At 60.9% G+C, this 19,868-nt stretch carries 12 protein-coding genes; 5 read left to right on the top strand and 7 right to left on the bottom strand.

Annotated elements, in window-relative coordinates:
• Positions 1–102: 102 nt before the first annotated feature.
• Positions 103–1,266 (top strand): type III PLP-dependent enzyme, encoded by a 1,164-nt coding sequence (locus tag CCX46_RS04130; protein WP_034154440.1) that lies wholly within the window; start codon positions 103–105, stop codon positions 1,264–1,266.
• A 282-nt stretch (positions 1,267–1,548) separates the two neighbouring features.
• On the opposite strand, the gene CCX46_RS04125 is transcribed toward CCX46_RS04130, so the two are convergent.
• Together CCX46_RS04125 and CCX46_RS04120 are read right to left on the bottom strand one after the other, a co-directional pair.
• Positions 1,549–2,304 carry a tetratricopeptide repeat protein gene (locus CCX46_RS04125; RefSeq protein WP_127925804.1) on the bottom strand — a complete coding sequence of 252 codons (756 nt, stop codon included), beginning with the start codon at positions 2,302–2,304 and terminating at the stop codon, positions 1,549–1,551.
• Positions 2,301–2,981, bottom strand: coding sequence for a Fe2+-dependent dioxygenase (locus CCX46_RS04120; RefSeq protein ID WP_127925803.1), 681 nt, complete (start codon positions 2,979–2,981; stop codon positions 2,301–2,303). Before CCX46_RS04120 ends, CCX46_RS04125 begins: the two co-directional genes overlap by 4 nt.
• A 207-nt stretch (positions 2,982–3,188) precedes the next feature.
• On the opposite strand from CCX46_RS04120, the gene CCX46_RS04115 reads away from it, so the two are divergent.
• Positions 3,189–5,507, top strand: a complete 2,319-nt coding sequence (locus CCX46_RS04115; protein WP_127925802.1) for a TonB-dependent receptor — start codon at positions 3,189–3,191, stop codon at positions 5,505–5,507.
• Between the two features lie 236 nt (positions 5,508–5,743).
• Positions 5,744–8,272 carry a PepSY domain-containing protein gene (locus tag CCX46_RS04110; RefSeq protein WP_127930352.1) on the top strand — a complete coding sequence of 843 codons (2,529 nt, stop codon included), beginning with the start codon at positions 5,744–5,746 and terminating at the stop codon, positions 8,270–8,272.
• Between the two features lie 224 nt (positions 8,273–8,496).
• On the opposite strand, the gene CCX46_RS04105 is transcribed toward CCX46_RS04110, so the two are convergent.
• The 4 genes from CCX46_RS04105 to ptsP form a co-directional block, all read right to left on the bottom strand.
• Complete coding sequence (locus tag CCX46_RS04105) at positions 8,497–10,038, bottom strand: alkaline phosphatase D family protein (RefSeq protein ID WP_127925801.1); 1,542 nt, start codon at positions 10,036–10,038, stop codon at positions 8,497–8,499.
• A gap of 175 nt (positions 10,039–10,213) precedes the next feature.
• The gene (locus tag CCX46_RS04100) at positions 10,214–11,947 is read right to left on the bottom strand and encodes a PTS fructose-like transporter subunit IIB (protein WP_127925800.1); all 1,734 of its coding nucleotides are present in this window, start codon (positions 11,945–11,947) and stop codon (positions 10,214–10,216) included.
• A gap of 11 nt (positions 11,948–11,958) precedes the next feature.
• Positions 11,959–12,900, bottom strand: a complete 942-nt coding sequence (pfkB, locus tag CCX46_RS04095; RefSeq protein ID WP_127925799.1) for a 1-phosphofructokinase — start codon at positions 12,898–12,900, stop codon at positions 11,959–11,961.
• Complete coding sequence (gene ptsP, locus CCX46_RS04090; RefSeq protein WP_127925798.1) at positions 12,900–15,761, bottom strand: phosphoenolpyruvate--protein phosphotransferase; 2,862 nt, start codon at positions 15,759–15,761, stop codon at positions 12,900–12,902. Before ptsP ends, pfkB begins: the two co-directional genes overlap by 1 nt.
• A gap of 307 nt (positions 15,762–16,068) precedes the next feature.
• Here ptsP and cra point away from each other — a divergent pair, with 307 nt between their 5' ends.
• Positions 16,069–17,064, top strand: coding sequence for a catabolite repressor/activator (gene cra / locus CCX46_RS04085; RefSeq protein ID WP_095119519.1), 996 nt, complete (start codon positions 16,069–16,071; stop codon positions 17,062–17,064).
• 3 nt (positions 17,065–17,067) lie between these two features.
• Positions 17,068–17,844: a TatD family hydrolase gene (locus tag CCX46_RS04080; RefSeq protein WP_127925797.1), complete on the top strand. Its 777-nt coding sequence runs from the start codon at positions 17,068–17,070 to the stop codon at positions 17,842–17,844.
• Positions 17,845–17,960: 116 nt separating this feature from the next.
• On the opposite strand, the gene CCX46_RS31110 is transcribed toward CCX46_RS04080, so the two are convergent.
• Positions 17,961–18,665, bottom strand: a complete 705-nt coding sequence (locus tag CCX46_RS31110) for a methyl-accepting chemotaxis protein (RefSeq protein WP_371857645.1) — start codon at positions 18,663–18,665, stop codon at positions 17,961–17,963.
• Positions 18,666–19,868 lie beyond the last annotated feature (1,203 nt).

The following is a 19,868-nucleotide window of genomic DNA, read 5'->3' as shown; positions in this document are numbered from 1 at the left end:
TTCGGCGACATGCCTTGGGAAGTAGGCGAACCAAAGTGGGGATACGGAGGGCGTTCATTTGCACCCATTGATTAACTTAGTTTGCCAGTAGGAGTTCCCAGCATGTCGATCCAGGTCGAAGACTATTTCGCGCGCGCTACATTCGACAAAATGAAGGCGTTCGCCGACAAACAGGAAACCCCGTTCGTGGTGATCGACACCGCGATGATCGCCCAGGCCTACGATGACCTGCGCGCCGGTTTCGAATTCGCCAAGGTCTACTACGCGGTCAAGGCCAACCCGGCCGTCGAGATCATCGACCTGCTCAAAGAAAAAGGTTCGAGCTTCGACATCGCCTCGATCTACGAACTGGACAAGGTAATGGATCGTGGCGTCAGCGCCGACCGTATCAGCTACGGCAACACCATCAAGAAATCCAAGGACATCCGCTACTTCTACGAGAAGGGCGTGCGTCTGTTCTCCACCGACTCCGAAGCCGACCTGCGCAACATCGCCAAGGCTGCACCGGGCTCGAAAGTCTATGTGCGCATCCTCACCGAAGGCTCGACCACGGCTGACTGGCCTCTGTCGCGCAAATTCGGCTGCCAGACCGACATGGCCATGGACCTGCTGATCCTTGCTCGTGACCTCGGCCTGGTGCCTTATGGCATCTCGTTCCATGTCGGTTCGCAACAGCGCGACATCAGCGTTTGGGATGCGGCGATCGCCAAGGTCAAAGTGATCTTCGAGCGCTTGAAAGAAGAAGACGGCATCCACCTCAAGCTGATCAACATGGGCGGTGGCTTCCCGGCCAACTACATCACCCGCACCAACAGCCTGGAAACCTACGCCGAAGAAATCATCCGCTTCCTGAAGGAAGACTTCGGTGATGATCTGCCGGAAATCATTCTTGAGCCGGGCCGTTCGCTGATCGCCAACGCCGGTATTCTGGTCAGCGAAGTGGTGCTGGTTGCACGCAAGTCGCGCACCGCTGTTGAACGTTGGGTTTATACCGATGTCGGCAAGTTCTCCGGCCTGATCGAAACCATGGACGAAGCGATCAAGTTCCCGATCTGGACCGAGAAGAAAGGCGAGATGGAAGAAGTCGTCATCGCCGGACCGACTTGCGATAGCGCCGACATCATGTACGAGAACTACAAGTACGGTCTGCCGCTGAACCTGGCGATCGGTGATCGTCTGTACTGGTTGTCGACCGGTGCATACACCACCAGTTACAGCGCGGTTGAGTTCAATGGCTTTCCGCCGTTGAAGTCGTTTTACGTGTAAGCGCTGAAGCCGTAATGCAAAAAGCCCATGACGTGTCATGGGCTTTTTTGTGCCTGTGCGTTCGGCTTGATGTTTTGCGGGGTACTTGAGACCGAGATCCCTCACCCCAGCCCTCTCCCAAAGGAGAGGGAGCCGACCGAGGTGTAAAGCGTCATTCACCGACCGGAGAGACCGTGTCGATTATGGATTCGGCAAAGCACTTTCAGGTCGGCGTAACTCTTCAATATCCCCCGGTCAGTCCCCTCTCCCTCCGGGAGAGGGTTAGGGTGAGGGCTTGCGAGTTCAGACGCGCTGCAAGTCTGTGCATCGAAGCGCGAACCGAGCAGCCATCCCCTGAATCCTGGGATCTGTCGCACCTGACAGCGTCTGACTCGCCACCCGCAGAAAATTCAGATTGCCGCCGGCCAAAGCTTTCTCAAGCCAATCGACTGCCTCATCAATCCGCCCCTCATCCGCTAAAACTGCAGCGAAACTGAACTGCCCACGAAAATCCCCACCCTCGGCCGAGCGCCGATACCACTCACGCGCCGCCGTCGGATCCGCCGGGCACACCAGCCCTTCTTCCAGATACCGCCCCAGCAGATTCATCGATTTCGCATGGCCCAGTTCAGCCGCGCGGCGATACAGCGCCAGCGCCTGCAGATGATCCACCTCCACTCCCCGCCCGGTCGCCAGCAGATTGGCGAGGTTGTACATCGCCCAATCCAGTCCGGCCTCCGCCGCAATCCGATAGTGCTGCGCGGCAATCGCCGCATCTGCCGAACAACCCCAACCATGCTCATGACAACGCCCGAGCATGTTGCGCGCCATCAGATGCCCGCGTCCGGCGGCGATGCCGAACCAGCGCAGCGCCAGCGCTTGATCCTGTGCGATTCCCTGGCCATCCAGCAGGATCTGGCCTAGCAGCGCCTGCGCTTCAACCTCGCCGTGACCCGCCGCGAGCAAAATCGCTTGCGCGGCACGGGCAGGACTTTCGGCGAGCATGGCGCTGAGTTGTTCGCCGCTGAGGATTTCCTCGCGACGTATTTGAAAAGTCATACCTCGACCCAGCGCCGCAGCAAGTTGTGATAGGTGCCGGTGAGGCGGATCAGCGAAGGATGATCAGGCAGGTCTTGAGTCAGTTGCTGAATCGCGCCGTCCATCTCGAACAGCAACGCGCGCTGACTGTCTTCGCGCACCAGACTTTGCGTCCAGAAGAACGACGCATAACGCGCACCGCGAGTGACCGCGTTGACCTTGTGCAGGCTGGTGCCGGGATACAAAACCATGTCACCAGCCGGCAACTTCACCCGCTGCGTACCGTAAGTATCCTGGATTTCCATCTCGCCGCCGTCGTAATCCTCCGGTTCGCTAAAGAACAGCGTCGCCGACAAATCGGTGCGCACCCGCTCGATACTGCCCTTGGGCTGGCGCACGGCGTTGTCGATGTGGAAATCGAAACTGCCACCGGCGGTGTAACAGTTCACCAACGGCGGGAAGACTTTGTGCGGCAACGCGGCGGACATGAACAACGGATTTTTCCACAGCCGTTCCAGCATCGCCGCGCCGATTTCCTTGGCCAACGGATGACCTTCAGGCAATTGCAGATTGTGCTTGGCCTTCGCTGACTGAAAGCCGGCGGTGATCTTGCCATCGGCCCAGTCAGCCTGTTCCAGAGCCTGGCGAATGCGCTGCACTTCTTCTTTCGCGAACAGTCCGGGGATGTGCAGCAGCATGGCGATGTCACCTGATGGCAAAGAGGCGGTAATGGTATTGATTCTTATTGGCTGTGTAAAACCCGGGAGACGAATGAACTGGCAAAAACCGTAAGGTTAAATTGTAAAGAATGTAAATTCAGTGCGAATAACAATGTTTCGCAATTGATACGAATACCTGTTTACCCTATATTCCGCCGCCTCAAATCCTTGGGGAGGGGAATAAAAATGGTACGTCAACACGCACAATTACCGGTCAGTTCACCACGTCTGCTCGCCTCTGCAATTGGTGTGGCAATCACCGCCGGCTCCGCTGGCCAGATGGTGTTCGCCGCTGAAAAAACCGACAGCAAAGCCTCCGGCAATGCCATCGCCCTGGACGCCACCGCCATCACCGGCGAAGCGCAGGACTCGACGTCCTACCAGGTCGAAAAAGCCTCCTCGCCCAAGTACACCGCGCCGCTGGTCGACACGCCGCGCTCGGTCACCGTTATTCCGCAACAGGTTCTGAAAGACACCGGCGCCCTGAACATGCAGGACGCGCTGCGCACCGTGCCGGGCATCACCTTCGGCGCCGGTGAAGGCGGCAACCCCCAGGGCGACCGTCCGTTCATTCGCGGTTTCGACGCCCAGGGCGACACCTACCTCGACGGCGTGCGCGACACCGGTTCGCAGAGCCGCGAGATCTTCGCCGTGGAAAACATTGAAGTCAGCAAGGGCCCGAACTCCGCCATTGGCGGTCGCGGCGCGGCAGGCGGCAGCATCAACCTGGTGAGCAAGAAAGCGCACCTGGGCAATTCGTTCGACGGCGGCTTCACCTGGGGCTCCGACCAGACCCAGCGTTACACCCTCGACGGCAACTACCAGTTCAGCGACACCGCTGCTGGCCGTCTGAACCTGATGAGCCACGAGAGCAATGTCGCCGGTCGCGACAAGGTCGACTACGACCGTTGGGGTATCGCCCCGTCCCTGGCGTTTGGCCTGGGCACCGACACCCGCGTCAACCTCGATTATTACCATCTCGAAAGCAACGACACCCCGGATTCGGGCGTGCCGTACACCATTCCTGCCGGCGGCTCCGCTGCACGCACCAAGTCCAATCCGGACAAGCCATACGCCGGTGGTGACCACAGCAATTTCTACGGCCTGGATCGCGACTTCCGCAAGGGCCGCACCGACACCGCGACCTTCGCCATCGAGCATGACCTGAGCGACTCGCTGACGATCAAGAACACCCTGCGTCACGGCACCAGCATGCAGGATTACATCCTGACCCAGCCGGACGACAGCAAGGGCAACGTCAACAACGGCACGGTATGGCGTCGGGCGAATACGCGGGTGAGCAACACCGAGACCACCACCAACCAGACCGACCTGTTCGGTAACTTCTACGTCGCCGGCTTCAAGAACAGCTTCTCCACCGGCGTTGAATACACCCGTGAGGAAAGCCAGAAGTCCTCGTATAACGTCAACACCGACACCACGCCGCGCACACCGGGCAACTCCAGCACTAACTGCACCCCATCGATGGTCGGCGCTTCGAGTGGCTACAACTGCACCTCGCTGTCGAACCCGAACCCGAACGATCCGTGGAACGGCGCAATCTCGCGCAACTACGCTGGCACCGACACCCAGGCCAACACCTACGCACTGTATGTGTTCGACACCCTGGAACTGAACGAGCAGTGGCTGGTGAACATGGGTCTGCGTTACGACCACTTCGACACCGACTACAAGTCCTACAACGCCGCTGGCACCACCACGACCAAGGGTGATGACACCAGCGAGTTCGTCACCGGTCAGTTCGGCGTCGTCTACAAGCCTGCGGAAAACGGCAGCATTTACGCCTCCTACGCCACCTCGGCCACGCCACCGGGCAACACCTTGGGCGAAGGTCAGGAAGGCAACCCGTTGGGCGGCACCCCGGATCGCAGCGGTAATCTGCTGAGCAGCGACATGGAGCCGGAAACCACCAAGAACTATGAAATCGGCACCAAGTGGGATCTGCTCAATGATCGCCTGTCGCTGACCGCTGACATCTTCCGCACCGAGAAAGAAAACGCTCGTGTGCAAGTCGACACCACCTCGTACGAAAACGCCGGCAAGACCCGTGTGCAAGGTGTCGAGCTGTCGGCCAGCGGCAAGATCACCGACAAGTGGCAAGTGTTCGCCGGTTACGCCTTCATGGACAGCGAACAAATCGACGGCGGCCCGATGGGCAAGGCCAACGATGGTAACGAACTGCCTAACACGCCGAAAAACAGTGCCAGCCTGTGGACCACTTACCAGGTCACGCCGAAGCTGACCATCGGTGGCGGTGCGTTCTACGTCGACGACGTGTACGGCAGCGTGGCCAACACCACCATGGTTGACTCGTATGTTCGCTACGACGCAATGGCGGCGTACAAGCTGACCAAGAACGTCGACCTGCAACTCAACGTGCAGAACCTGACCAACGAAACCTATTACGACAAAGCCTTCTCGACCCACTTCGCCAACCAGGCGGCGGGCCGTACGGCACTGTTGAGCACCAACTTCCACTTCTGACCGATATTGGAAACTGTAGGAGTGAGCCTGCTCGCGATGGGGTTGTGTCAGTCAGCAAATTGATTGAATGACACACCGCTATCGCGAGCAGGCTCACTCCTACAGGGAATACGCCGCAAGGCTTGGCCCCGTTCATTCAATTGAACGGGGCTTTTGTGCGTAAGAAAGAACGCTTCTCGATAACCCACGGCATAATGCGCGCCGTGAAGACAATTTCCGAACGGACGGCGAGTGACGTGTTGAAGAAAACCCTGTTCCAGTTGCACTGGTTTTTTGGCATCACCGCAGGCCTGGTGCTGGCGTTGATGGGCATCACCGGCGCGGCCTATTCGTTTCAGGACGAAATCCTGCGGGCGCTGAACCCGTCCGTCCTGCAAGTAGAAAAACAGGTCGCCGGTGTCTTGCCGCCGGTCGAACTGGTCGAGCGCATCGAAGCCACGTCGGGCAAGAAGGTTTCGATGCTCTGGGTCGAAACCGACAGCGGCAACGCGGCTCGCGTCTTCTTCACGCCGCCCAAAGGCGAGCGTCGCGGTGAGATGCGCTATTTCGATCCCTACACCGGCGAATTCATGGGCAACGCCGTCGGCCAGGACTTCTTCGGCCTGATGCTGCAACTGCACCGTTTCCTCGCCATGGGCGATACCGGGCGCAACATCACCGGCGCCTGTACGCTGATCCTGCTGTTTTTCTGCCTCTCCGGCCTGTACCTGCGCTGGCCGCGTCAGTGGAACAGCTGGCGCGTATGGCTGACGCTGGACTGGAAGAAAAAGGGCCGCGCCTTCAACTGGGATCTGCACTCGGTAGCCGGCACCTGGTGCCTGCTGGTCTATCTGCTGCTGGCGTTGACCGGATTGTCGTGGTCGTACGAGTGGTACAACAAAGGCCTGACCAAATTGCTCTCCGACGCCCCGCAAAACGAACGCGTGCGCGGCGGTCGTGGCCCGGCGCCGGAAGGTCCGGCGCCGACCGCCGATTACGCCGCGATGTGGAGCAGCATCTACAGCGCAGCCGGCCCGGGTCTGTCTGCCTACAACATTCGTATGCCACCTGTGGCCGGTCAACCGGCGACGGTGTTCTACCTGCTCGACAGTTCGCCGCACGATCGCGCCCTGAACCAGATCACCCTCGATCCGGCCACCGGCGTGGTCAAACGCGTCGACCGCTACGCTGACAAGAGCTTCAAGGCGCAACTGCTGACCAGTATTTATGCGCTGCACGTCGGCAGTTACTTCGGTCTGGTCGGGCGGATCATCATCACCGTTGCGGCGGTGTGCATGCCGCTGTTTTTCATCACCGGCTGGCTGCTCTACCTCGACCGCCGCCGCAAGAAAAAGCAGATCAAGGACGCACGCAAAGGCCTCGCTCAACCGGCCGGCGATACTCCGGCGTGGCTGATCGGTTTCGCCAGCCAGAGCGGTTTTGCCGAGCAACTGGCGTGGCAGACCGCCGGGCAATTGCAGGCCGCCGGACTGCCGGTGAAGGTGCAGCCATTGGCGAATGTCAGCGAGCAGGATCTGCGTGAATCGAACAATGCGTTGTTTGTCGTGAGCACCTTCGGCGACGGCGAAGCACCGGACAGCGCACGCGGATTTGAGCGCAAGGTGTTGAGCAAGGCGGCAACGCTCGACAGCCTGAATTACTCGGTGCTTGGCCTCGGCGATCGTCAGTATCAGCACTTCTGCGGTTTCGCCAAACACCTGCACCATTGGTTGGCTGAGCACGGCGGCAAGACATTGTTCGCTCCGGTGGAAGTCGACAGCGGTGATCCGTATGCCCTGCGTCACTGGCAAACCCAACTCGGCCTGCTCACCGGGCAAGCCCCCATCGATACTTGGCAGGCGCCGAGCTACGACAACTGGACGCTGGTCCGCCGCGAACTGATGAACCCGGACAGCAGCGGCTCACCGGTTTATCTGTTGGGCTTGAGCGCACCGAACACCAGCAGTTGGCTGGCCGGCGACCTCGTCGAAGTACTGCCGCGCAACTGCCCGTGGGCCATCGAGCATTTCCTCGACGGCCTCGGCATTCGCGGCGAGACCACGGTGAAAATCAACGGCCTCGACGAGCCGCTGGAAGTGGCACTGGCTTCGCGTCAATTGCCTGAGCACCGCGCCCATCTGGTCGGTTTGCATGCGCAATCGCTGGTCGATGCGATGGTGCCGCTGGCCATGCGCGAATACTCGATCGCCTCGATTGCCGCCGACGGTGTGCTGGAGTTGATCGTGCGTCAGGAACAGCATGCCGACGGCACGCTTGGCATTGGTTCTGGCTGGCTGACCGAGCACGCGCCGGTGGGCGGCAGCATCAGTTTGCGGGTTCGACGCAACAGTGGCTTCCATCTGCCGAACGAACCAGTGCCGATGATTCTTTTGGGCAACGGCACCGGCATCGCAGGACTGCGCAGCTTGCTCAAGGCGCGGATTGCCGACGGTCAACAGCGCCAATGGTTGCTGTTTGGCGAGCGCAATCGTGAGCACGATTTCCTCTGCCGCGCGGAGCTGGAAGAGTGGTTGATCAATGGCGATCTGGAGCGGCTGGATCTGGCGTTTTCGAGGGATCAGGCGGAGAAGGTTTACGTGCAGGATCGCTTGCGTGAGTCGGCTGAGGAGTTGAAGAAATGGCTCGCGGAGGGGGCGGTGATTTACATTTGCGGCAGCCTTCAGGGGATGGCTTCGGGGGTTGATCAGGTGCTTAACGACATTCTCGGTGCCGCTGAAGTCGAACGCCTGATTGAGCAAGGCCGCTATCGGCGTGATGTCTATTAAGAGCCCCTCACCCTAACCCTCTCCCAAAGGGAGAGGGGACTGATTGGGGGAGATTCACGCAATACGCCGACCTGAACGTGCTTCACCGAATCCAGAATCGAGAAAGGGTTTTGTACCTGATCTCATAATCGACTCGGTCTTTCAGGTCGACGTACCTCTTCAGACACCTCCGTCGGCCCCCTCTCCCTCCGGGAGAGGGCTGGGGTGAGGGTAGCCTTTGATCTTTAAGCGGGCTGCAACTTCTTCTCAAAAACCGCCACCCCATTCAAATCCCGCAACACCACACTCATCTCCCCACTCCCCCCTTCAATATTCACCTCGCCAAAAAACTGAAACCCGGCAAACGGCGAAGTGTTCTGCGCCGGCGGTGCCTTCTCGAACACCACCTCCGGGCCAAAGGTTTTATCCAGCGGATTAGGCCCAAAGCTCCCGGCATTCAGCGGCCCCGCAACAAACTCCCAGAACGGCTCGAAATCCTGAAACGCCGCGCGATCCGGGTGATAGTGATGCGCCGCGCAGTAGTGCACGTCGGCCGTGAGGAAGACAAAATTGCGCACCTGCTGCGCACGCAGATAACCGAGCAACTCGGCGATTTCCACCTCGCGCCCCTGCGCCGGTCCCGGATCACCGTTAGCCACCGCTTCCCAACGCGCGACACCCGGGCTGACCTCGCCATCCGGCACACCCAGACCGATCGGCATGTCGGCGGCAATGACCTTCCACTGGGCTTTGGATTTCTTCAAGCCGCGCTTGAGCCAGTCCAGTTGCTCACGCCCCAGAAACGGTTTCGCCGCGCCAAGGTTGTCGTCATTGGCGCCGCGATAACTGCGCATGTCGAGCACGAACACATCGAGCATCGGCCCATAACTCAACTTGCGATAAATCCGCCCGCCGCCGTCGGCAGCCTGTAAACGCATTGGCGAATATTCCAGCCATGCCTTGCGGGCGCGTCCGACCAGGGTGTGGATATCTTTCTCCTGATAACGCTCGTCGAGCTGCTTGCCCGGTGACCAGTTGTTGACCACTTCATGGTCGTCCCACTGCCAGATCTGCGGCACCTCGGCGTTGAAGCGGCGGATGTTTTCGTCCATCAGGTTGTAGCGGTAGTTGCCGCGATAGTCGTCGAGGGTCTGCGCGACTTTGCTCTTGGCTTCGGTGGTGAGGTTGCGCCAGATGCGCCCGCCTTCAGTGGTGAGCTGCGCGGGCACCGGGCCGTCAGCGTAGATGGTGTCGCCGCTGTGGATAAAGAAGTCCGGCAAACGCAGACGCATCGCTTCGTAGATGCGCATGCCGCCGATGTCCGGGTTGATGCCGAAACCCTGGCCGACGGTATCGCCGCTCCAGACGAAACGAATATTGCGCCGCGCCGTCGGTGCGCTACGCAGGTGACCGAGCCACGGTTCGCTGGCGACGCCGGTGCGGGCGTCCTTGAAATACACGCGATAGAAAATCGCCTGATCGGCGGGCAGCCCGGTCAGTTCAACGCGGGCGGTGAAGTCGCTGCGGGCATCGGCGAGCGCCGAGACCAATCGGCGTGGATGGCGAAACTGGCTGCGGGTGTCCCACTCGACCACCATATGCGCGGGGCGATCGCTGCGGCTCCAGATCATCGCGCGGTCGCCTTGCAGGTCGCCGGACTGCACGCCATCGGTCAATTGCGGACGGTCCTTGACCGACGCTATCACTGCCGGCGCCAGGCTTGGCATCAGCAGACCAGCACCAACGACTTGCATGACACGCCGGCGACCGGGGTTGAAATCGCTCATGGTGTTCTCCCTGAAAAAAGGAAAACTTAAGCACGCCTATATGAACTCGCCATGACACCACCAACCATTGTGGGAGCGAGCCTGCTCGCGAAAGCGGTGTGCCAGTCAACATACATGTCGCTGGCAGATTGCATTCGCGAGCAGGCTCGCTCCCACAGGGGATTTGTGTTGTCAGTCAGGCCTTGGCGGGTTCCAGCGCCAGCTCGACGGCTTCGGGGCGTTTGACCGTTGCATAGACGACGGCGGTCAACAAACTACCGGCGACAATTGCCAGCAGATACAGCAACGCATGATTGATCGCATTCGGGATCGCCAGCACAAACAAGCCACCGTGCGGCGCCATCAACTTGCAGCCGAAATACATCGACAACGCACCGGTCAGCGCACCGCCGGCAATGCTCGCCGGGATCACCCGCAACGGGTCTTTCGCAGCAAACGGAATCGCCCCTTCCGAGATAAAGCACAGACCCAGCACCAGCGCCGCTTTCCCCGCTTCGCGCTCAGTCTGGGCGAACTTGCGCCGCGCAATAAACGTAGCGATGCCTAGGCCAATCGGCGGCACCATGCCCGCCGCCATGGTCGCGGCCATCGGCGCATAACTCTGCGACGCCAGCAGCCCCACCGAGAACGCGTACGCGGCTTTGTTGATCGGCCCGCCGAGGTCGACGCACATCATGCCGCCGAGCAGCACACCGAGCAGAATCGCGTTGGTGGTGCCCATGCTGTCGAGGAAATGCGTGAGCGCCCCGAGCATGCCGGCAACCGGTTTGCCGACCACGTAAATCATCACCAGACCGGTAAACAGACTGGCGAACAGCGGGATGATCAGAATCGGTTTCAGCGCCTCAAGACTCTGCGGCAAGGCGACATAACGGCTGATCGCCTTGGCCGCATAACCGGCGATGAAACCGGCGACGATCCCACCGATAAAACCAGCGCCCAAGGTGCTCGCCAACAGACCACCGATCATCCCCGGCGCCAGACCTGGACGGTCAGCAATCGAATAGGCGATGTAACCCGCCAGCAACGGCACCATCAGTTTGAACGCGGTCTCGCCGCCGATCTGCATCAGCGCAGCGGCCAGCGTGCCTTCTTCCTTGAACGCGGTGATGCCGAACACGAACGACAGCGCAATCATCAAACCGCCGGCCACGACCATCGGCAGCATGAACGACACACCGGTCAGCAGGTGTTTGTAAACGCCGGTTTTCTCTTGCTTGGCTGGTACTTTGCCGTCAGCCGCCGCGCTTTCCACTGCACCTTCGGCCAAGGCTTTTTTCAGCGTGGCTTCGGACTGCTTCAAGGCGATCCCGGTGCCGCAGCGATAGATTTTCTTGCCAGCGAAACGCTCGGTGGCGACTTCGATATCCGCCGCCAGCAACACCACGTCAGCCTCGGCAATCGCCGCTGCGCTCAACGGGGTTTTCGCGCCCACCGAGCCTTGGGTTTCGACCTGCAATTCATAGCCCAGACGCTTGGCAGTTTGCTGCAAAGCTTCAGCGGCCATGAAGGTGTGGGCGACACCGGTCGGGCACGCGGTAATCGCGACGATGCGTGGCGCACGCGGCGCATCAGCAACCGGTTCAGCCGCGCTGGCGACGTAAACCGCAGCCTCTTCAGCACCACGACGCAGCACCGCTTCAACATCCTGCAGCGCCTGCGCCGGGGCGATCTGGAAAACACGTTTACCGACAAAACGCGTCATGTCGACCGCGCCGGTGGCAACCAACAAAACCCACTCGGCCGCTGCAATGGTCGCCGCCGACAACTCACGTTCCGGGTGCGCCGCATCGACCACTTCAACGCTGGTGCTCCAACCCTGACGCTGCGCTGCGGCATCGAGCAGACGCGCGCACAGCACGCTGGTGACCATGCCGTTCGGGCAAGCCGTAACAATGGCTAATTTCATGACAAACCCTCTTATTGTTCTGTCAGGGGACGCACGCGCACGCCCTGTTCGAGCTGCGCCAGTTGCGCAGCGTCGTTGATGCCGAAACCGATCTGGGTCACCGCCATCGCCGCAATCGCGGTGGCGGTGCGCAGGGTTTGTTCAGGCGTGTCAGCGCTGAGCAAACCGTGAAGCATGCCGGCCAGCAACGAATCACCGGCACCGACCGTGCTGGCGACGCTGACCTTCGGTGGCGTCGCGTGCAGTGCCGAACCGACGCTGAACCAGTTCACACCGTCGGCGCCGTGGGAGATCACCACGTGCTCGATACCTTGCGCATGCAAACGCGCCGCTGCTTGCGCTTCCGCCGCGTGGGAAACCACCTCGCAACCGAGCGCATCGGCGAGTTCTTCGGTGTTCGGTTTGATCAGCCATGGGCTGGCTTTCAAGGCTTCGCGCAACGCTTCGCCGCTGGAGTCGAGGGCGACTTTCAGACCGAGCTGATTGAGCCGTTCGATCAACTCGCGCAACCACTGCGCCGTGACGCCGCGCGGCAAACTGCCGGCCACCACCACTGCGTCGTGACCCGGTGCGATCTGCAGCAGACGCTCCAACAAGGCCTGCTGCGCGGCGGCGTCGACCACCGGCCCCGGGCCGTTGATGTCGGTGATGCGGCCATCCTGTTCGGCGACCTTGATGTTGCTGCGCGTTTCACCCGGCACGCGGATAAACGCGTCGACAAAACCGCGCTTGGCGAACAGGGTTTCGAACGCTTGCAGATTGTCTTCGCCGAGAAAACCGCTGACCGTCAATTGATGACCAAGGTCGGCAAGCACCTGGGCGACGTTCACGCCTTTGCCGGCGGCGTGGGTGTGCATCTCGTCGCTGCGATTGACCTGACCGGCCTCCAGCTGTGGCAACTCAACGGTGAGATCGAGTGCTGGGTTGAGGGTCAGGGTAAGAATCTTGGCCATTACAGGGCCTCCACTAATGCGCGCACTTCATTCGCGCTGCCCACGGCCAGGGCCTGTTGAGCGAGGGTTTGCGCCTGGGTCAGGCTGAGTTCGCGGATGCGCGCTTTCACTTCAGCAATGCTGCGCCCGGAGACACTGAGTTCATCGACACCGAGGCCGACCAGCACCGGCACCGCCAGCGGATCTGCCGCCAGTTCACCGCAAACGCCGACCCATTTGCCGTGGGCATGGGCCGCGCGTACGGTGATGTCGATCAGTTGCAGCACCGCCGGGTGCAAGCCGTCAGCCTGCGCCGACAGCGTCGGGTGACCACGGTCGATGGCCAGGGTGTATTGCGTGAGATCGTTGGTGCCGACGCTGAAGAAGTCGACTTCCTTGGCCAGCACTGGCGCAAGCAAAGCGGCGGACGGCACTTCGATCATGATCCCCAGTTGTAGATCCGCGACCGGGATTTCCAGGCGCAGACGTTTGGTCATGTCACGGGCCTGACGCCACTCTTCAACGCTGCCAACCATCGGGAACATGATGCGCAGCGGACGGTTGTCCGCCGAACGCAGCAAGGCGCGCAATTGCGCTTCCATGATCTGCGGCCGCTGCAAGGTCAGGCGAATGCCGCGCACGCCGAGGAACGGGTTTTCCTCTTTGGCGATCGGCCAATACGGCAGCGGTTTGTCGCCGCCGACATCCAGCGTGCGCACCACCAACGGGCGACCGGCGAGACCATCAAGAACGCGGCGGTATTCGGCTTCTTGCGTCGCCTCGTCCGGCGCTTGCGGATGGGCCATGAAAATCAGTTCGGTGCGCAGCAGACCGATGCCTTCAGCGCCTTGCTCCACCGCGCTGATCACGCCCGCGCTTTCGCCGATGTTGGCGAACACTTCAACGGCGTGACCGTCGGTAGTGTGTGCCGGTTGGTGGCGTTGTTCGGCGGCAATCTTCAGGCGTTGCTCGCGAGTGTCGCGTTCTTCGGCGGCGCGTTGCAGGGTCGCAGCATCGGCGTCGACATGCAGGCGACCGCGCTGGCCGTCGAGCAGCAACGGCGTGCCCGGCGCCAGCAACAACACCGCTGCGCCAGCACCGACCAGCGCCGGAATCCCGAGCGCTCGCGCGACGATTGCACTGTGCGCGGTGGCGCCGCCGCGTGCGGTGAGAATCCCCGCCACACGCGCCGGGTCCAGCCGCGCGACGTCGGACGGGCCGACTTCGTCCATCACCAGAATGTATGGCTGCTCAGGCTCGCTCGGGGTTTGCACACCACACAGTTGCGCCAGCACGCGGCGGCCGATATCGCGCAGATCCGCCGCACGCTCGGCGAGCAACGCGTCCTGCAACGACTCCTGTTGCTTGGCCGCCGCCTCGATCACTGCCATCCACGCCGCTTCGGCACTTTCGCCCTGCTTGAGGCGGGTGTCGACTTCGTCGGTGAGATCCGGGTCGTCGAGCATTTCCTGGTGGGTAATGAAGATTTCGCGGATGGCTTTGGCTTTGCTACGTTCGATCAGACCTTGAATGTCGCTGCGCACATCGCTGAGGGCTTGCTTGAGGCGTTCGCGCTCGACCGCGGCGGACTCGCCGCGCAGCGGGTAATCGATGGTCTGCTGCACCTGAATATGCGCAGGCCCGATAGCAATGCCCGGTGCTGCCGGGATCGCCTGCAACTGAGTGCCAGACGCCGGAGCGATCAGCACTTCGGCGATGTCGGCGATGACTTCGCGCTGCTGACTTACTGCTGGCAGCGGTTCGACTTCTTCACCAAGGCCTTCTTCAATGGCGGCGAGTAAGGCCGGCAAAGCATCAGCGGCGATGCTCGGTTCGGCAATCAGTTCCAGCACCTGACCACGACGGGCGCCGAGGCTGAGCAGTTTGCTCAAGCTCTTCACCGATACTGCGCTGTCCTGGCCGTCGACGATGCGCACGCGAATTTCGCCATCAAAACTCTTCGCCAGTTGCGCAAGGATCTTCGCCGGACGCGCGTGCAGACCATGGGCATTGGCCAGGGCAATGCGTGCGCTCGGCCAATCGGCGGGCAATTCACCGCCTAGCACTTCGAGAACTTTGCGGCTGCTGGTGGCGCGCCCCAATTCATGGCCGCGACCTTCGATGAGCAACGCACACAGGCGTTCAAGCAGCGCCTGATGCGCTTCGCCAAGGCTGGCCAGACAGAACAGTCCGCTGAGCGGCTGGCCGAGGTAGCGCATCGGTTTGTCCGGGGTTACAAACGCCAGCCCCGGACGCTTTACGGTTTGCTCGCTGTGCAACCACCACAAACCATCGCCCAACGGCAGTGCTTCGACCTGTTGCAGCACCGCCGAGAAACCGTTGCTCACACAATCGGCCTGACGCAACAGACGTGCGCCACGCCAGACCAGTTCTTCGAAATCATCGGCCGACACGCCGAGGCCGATCATCTGCGCATCCAGCGCCAGCTCCTGCGGCGCGCCTTGCAGCAGTTTCAGCAGGGCTTCGGGGGAACTGGCGCGCCGCAGGGCCTGGCCCAGATCGGTCTCGCCGAGGGCACGGGTCAGCAGTTGCAGCAGGCGCAGGTGTTCGTCGGATTTGGCAGCGATACCAATCGCCAGATAAACGATCTGGCCATCGCCCCAATCCACGCCTTCCGGGAACTGCATCAGGCGCACGCCAGTGGCGAACACTTGATCGCGGGTTTCCGGGGTGCCGTGGGGAATGGCAATACCTTGACCGAGAAAGGTCGAGCCCTGGGCTTCCCGGGCCTGCAATCCGGCGAGGTAGCCGTCGGCGACCAGACCATCGGCCACCAGATGATTGGCGAGCAGTTGCAGGGCAGCGGGTTTATCCACAGCCGATTGGCCCATGGATATCTGCTCTATAGTGAGCTCGAGCATGCGATCTCCTTTTTGGCGCTTTATGAGTGCCAGGTATTGTTTTGGATGGTTGCAGCTTAGGCGCTCTGCCGCTTTGCTTTTCAGCGGCAGTTTTGGCGGTTTCACGGCAGCACCGGTCAAAGGCGTCTAAAACGTAGAAAATACGCTTGCTGAAACGTTTAATCTAGATTGATCGGCACGTTACTCGATAATGTCTCATCCTTGAAGTCCAACTTGTCGGATGCGCTGCGACAATAGTCGCCTGCCCTAATCGGGTAGGATTGGCGAAAATGTCGCGGCAAGCTCGAATAAACAAGGAAATCCCGGGTTGAAACTCAGTGATATCGCGCGGTTGGCCGGAGTGTCCGTGACCACCGCCAGCTACGTCATCAACGGCAAGGCCGAACAGCAACGCATCAGCACCGCCACCGTCGAGCGGGTGCGGGCGGTGGTCGATCTGCACGGCTTCACGCCGAACCCTCAAGCGGCCGGGCTGCGCAGTCGGCATACGCGCACGCTGGGCTTTATTCTGCCGGATCTGGAGAACCCCAGTTACGCGCGGATCGCCAAACTGCTCGAGCAAGGTGCGCGAGCGCGTGGCTATCAGTTGCTGATCGCCAGCTCCGACGATGCGCCGGACAGCGAACGGCAATTGCTGCAACTGTTCCGCGCGCGCCGTTGCGATGCGCTGATCGTCGCCAGTTGCCTGCCGGCCGGCGATGACAGCTATCGGCAGTTGCAGGCCAAAGGTCTGCCGATCATCGCCATCGACCGGGTCATGGAACCCGAGCATTTCTGCTCGGTGATCAGTGACGACCGCGAAGCCAGCCTGCACCTGACCCAGAGCCTGCTCGATCCGCAACCGAAGCAGATCGTACTGCTCGGCGCGCGCCCGGAACTGAGCATCAGCCAGGAACGTGCCGCCGGTTTCAAAGAGGCGCTGGTCGACTTCAAAGGCGAAGTGCTGGTCGAACATGCTGAGTCTTTCAGCCGTGAGTGCGGCAAGCAGTTGATGGAAGAACTCCTGCAACGCCTGGGGCATTTGCCCGATGCGTTGGTGACTACGTCCTACGTGCTGCTACAGGGTGTGTTCGATGCGTTGCATGACTTCCCGTTGAAATCGCGCCCACTGCGCCTCGGCACCTTCGGCGATACGCAGTTGCTGGATTTCCTGCCGCTGCCGGTCAACGCCATGGCCCAGCAGCACCAGTTGATCGCCGACAAGGCGCTGGAACTGGCGCTGGCCGCCGTCGAGCAGTCGGAGTACAAGCCCGGTGTGCAGGCCATCGCGCGGACCTTCAAGCAGCGTATCCACCAGGACTGAGCCGTGGAGCTGATCGACAGCCACACCCACCTCGATTTCCCCGACTTCGACGCCGATCGCGCGGCGTTGCTCGCCGAATGCCGCGCCCTCGGAGTGCGGCGGATGGTGGTGTTGGGGGTTTATGAGGGTAACTGGCAACGGGTGTGGGATCTGGTGCAGAGCGACAAGGACTTGTACGCGGCGTTCGGTCTGCATCCGGTGTATCTCGATCAGCATCGTCCTGAGGATGTGTCAGCGCTCGGTGATTGGCTGACCCGGCTGCGCGGTCATCGACAATTGTGTGCGGTGGGCGAAATCGGTCTGGATTACTTCGTCGAAACGCTGGATCGCGAGCGGCAACAGGCGCTGTTCGAAGCGCAACTGCAATTGGCGGCGGATTTCCAATTACCGGCATTAATCCACGTTCGCCGTAGTCATGCGGCGATCATCGCTACGCTCAAACGCTTCAAGCTCAAACGCGCGGGGATCATTCACGCCTTCGCCGGCAGCCGTGAAGAAGCGCGGGAGTACATCAAACTCGGTTTCAAACTGGGCCTGGGCGGCGCACCGACCTGGCCGCAAGCGTTGCGCATGCATCGGGTGCTGGCGGAACTGCCGCTGGAGTCGATCGTGCTGGAAACCGATTCGCCGGACATGGCACCTGTCATGTTTCCCGGTCAGCGCAACAGTCCGGCGCATTTGCCGGCGATCTGCGAGGCGCTGGCCGAGTTGATGAAGATCAGCCCCGAACATTTGGCCACCGCCAGCACCGCCAACAGCTGCGAAGTATTCGGCTGGTAACACATCTCCCCCTGTAGGAGCTGTCGAGTGAAACGAGGCTGCGATCTTTTGATCTTTGAAATCAAGATCAAAAGATCGCAGCGTGCCGCAGCTCCTACAGGGGATTTGTGTACAGCTCAGACGCGGAAGGCGCTGATCAGTTGTTTAAGCTCGACAACTTGGGCTGACAGCGCGCGGCTGGCATCTTCGGTCTGGTGCGCACCTTGCGCCGTGCGTTCGCCGGCGCGGTTGATCTCGACGATATTCTGATCAATGTCGTGGGCCACCGCCGTTTGCTGCTCCACCGCAGCGGCGATCTGCTGGTTCTGATCGACGATCATGCCGACCGCGCCGAGGATGTTTTCCAGCGCCTGCTGAACCTTTTCCGACTGCCCCACCGTGCCGTTGGCCATCTGATGGCTGACGCCCATGGCTTTCACCGCTGCTCCGACGCCGCCGTGCAGCTTGGCGATCATCTGTTCGATTTCTTCGGTCGATTGCTGAGTGCGTTTGGCCAAGGTACGCACTTCGTCTGCGACCACAGCAAAGCCACGTCCCTGCTCGCCGGCACGTGCCGCTTCGATCGCCGCGTTGAGCGCCAGCAAGTTGGTCTGCTCGGCGATGCTCTTGATCACTTCCAGTACACGGCTGATCGACTGACTGTCGCTGGCCAACTGGTTGATCACCAGCACCGACTGGTCGATCTCGCTGGCCAGCGCGGCAATGCTGCCCTGCTGTGATTCGACCAGGCCACGGCCATTGATGGTCTCGTCATTCACGCTGTGAGCACTGCTCACCGCTGCGGCGGCACTGCGCGCCACCTCCAGTGAGGTCGCCGACATCTGGTTCATCGCCGTCGCCACTTGTTCGATCTGCGTGCGCTGTCCCGCCACCGCCTGATTGCTCTGCGCGGAGACGTTTTCAACCTGCCCGGCCTGACGTTCGACCTCGGCGACGGTCTGACCAACCCGTTCAATCAAGTCGTGAATCTTCCTCACCGTGCCATTGAACACCTCGCCCAACTCACCTAACTCATCGCGACTGCTGGCCTTGAAGTTGACCGTCATGTCACCAGCCGCAACCTTATCCATCATCGCCCCGAGGCGTTTAAGCGTGGTGCGGGTCGAGGCGTAGAAACCACCGTAGAGATAGAAAATCAGCACAAACACCACCGACAGCGCCACCGCCTGCAAGACCATGTGTGTGCGGTTTTGCGCCAGACGCTGCTGCAATTGAGTGTCGAGGAATTTCAACGTGGCTTCGTTGAGCTCATAGGTCTTGCCGATCAGCCCAGTGACCTGATCGTAAAAAGCCTGCCACGGCGCATCGAGGGTGTCGGCCATGACGACCTGCTCTTCGAACAGTTCGCTGGCCTGTTTCAGCGAGGCCTTGCTGCTGTCGGCCGCAGCGCTGAGGGTTTCCCGCGCTGCTTTGCTGGAGCCGAGGGCGTCCTGCAGTTTCAAACCGTATTCGGCCTGGAGTTTTTCGATCTGCACCATCAACTCGTCGAAACGTGTGCTTGAAGAGCTGTTGAGAAAACCCTGACCCAATGAATAAGAACCCATGGCCCGGCCTTCGCCGAGAGTTTGCGTGACGGTCGGCGTAATCAGGGTGACCAGTTCGCTGAGCTGACGGATGTCGCTCTGGTTGTCGCGGCTCAGCCCGGCCTGACTGGTGATGATCTGGCTGAAAATCTGCGCACTGGCCAGCAGTTTGCCAATCAACGCGCTTTTACTCTGCAGCGAGTTTTCCACTTGCTGGGCCTTGAACGCGGCGATCATTTCATCACGCTTGTCGTCGAATACTTTGATCTGCTCGGGATCGTCGGTCATTGCCGTCAGTCCCTGCAGGCGCGCCAGAACCGCCTGTTCGAGCGTGGTGATCTGCGCCTCGACATTCCCGGCCTTGCCCGACTGGCCGAGGCTGACGTTGATCTGCACCAGATTGTTGAGGGTTTCCAGATCCCGGCGCAGGGCCAGGCTGCTGCCCAGCAGATCAAGGCTTTGCAGCTCGACGCGGGTGCCCTGGAATTCGCGATAGGAATC

Source organism: Pseudomonas sp. RU47 (assembly GCF_004011755.1).
In the GTDB taxonomy this organism is placed as follows: Bacteria; Pseudomonadota; Gammaproteobacteria; order Pseudomonadales; family Pseudomonadaceae; genus Aquipseudomonas.
This window is presented reverse-complemented; position numbering and strand designations above follow the sequence as displayed.

Excerpts from the sequence above, each read along its gene's own strand:
- CCX46_RS31110 (WP_371857645.1), bottom strand. The coding sequence starts at position 18,665 with ATGTCGGCGACCTCACTGGAGGTGGCGCGCAGTGCCGCCGCAGCGGTG.
- CCX46_RS04115 (WP_127925802.1), top strand. The coding sequence starts at position 3,189 with ATGGTACGTCAACACGCACAATTACCGGTCAGTTCACCACGTCTGCTC.
- pfkB (WP_127925799.1), bottom strand. The coding sequence starts at position 12,900 with ATGGCCAAGATTCTTACCCTGACCCTCAACCCAGCACTCGATCTCACC.
- CCX46_RS04125 (WP_127925804.1), bottom strand. The coding sequence starts at position 2,304 with ATGACTTTTCAAATACGTCGCGAGGAAATCCTCAGCGGCGAACAACTC.
- CCX46_RS04130 (WP_034154440.1), top strand. The coding sequence starts at position 103 with ATGTCGATCCAGGTCGAAGACTATTTCGCGCGCGCTACATTCGACAAA.
- ptsP (WP_127925798.1), bottom strand. The coding sequence starts at position 15,761 with ATGCTCGAGCTCACTATAGAGCAGATATCCATGGGCCAATCGGCTGTG.
- CCX46_RS04100 (WP_127925800.1), bottom strand. The coding sequence starts at position 11,947 with ATGAAATTAGCCATTGTTACGGCTTGCCCGAACGGCATGGTCACCAGC.
- CCX46_RS04105 (WP_127925801.1), bottom strand. The coding sequence starts at position 10,038 with ATGAGCGATTTCAACCCCGGTCGCCGGCGTGTCATGCAAGTCGTTGGT.
- CCX46_RS04120 (WP_127925803.1), bottom strand. The coding sequence starts at position 2,981 with ATGCTGCTGCACATCCCCGGACTGTTCGCGAAAGAAGAAGTGCAGCGC.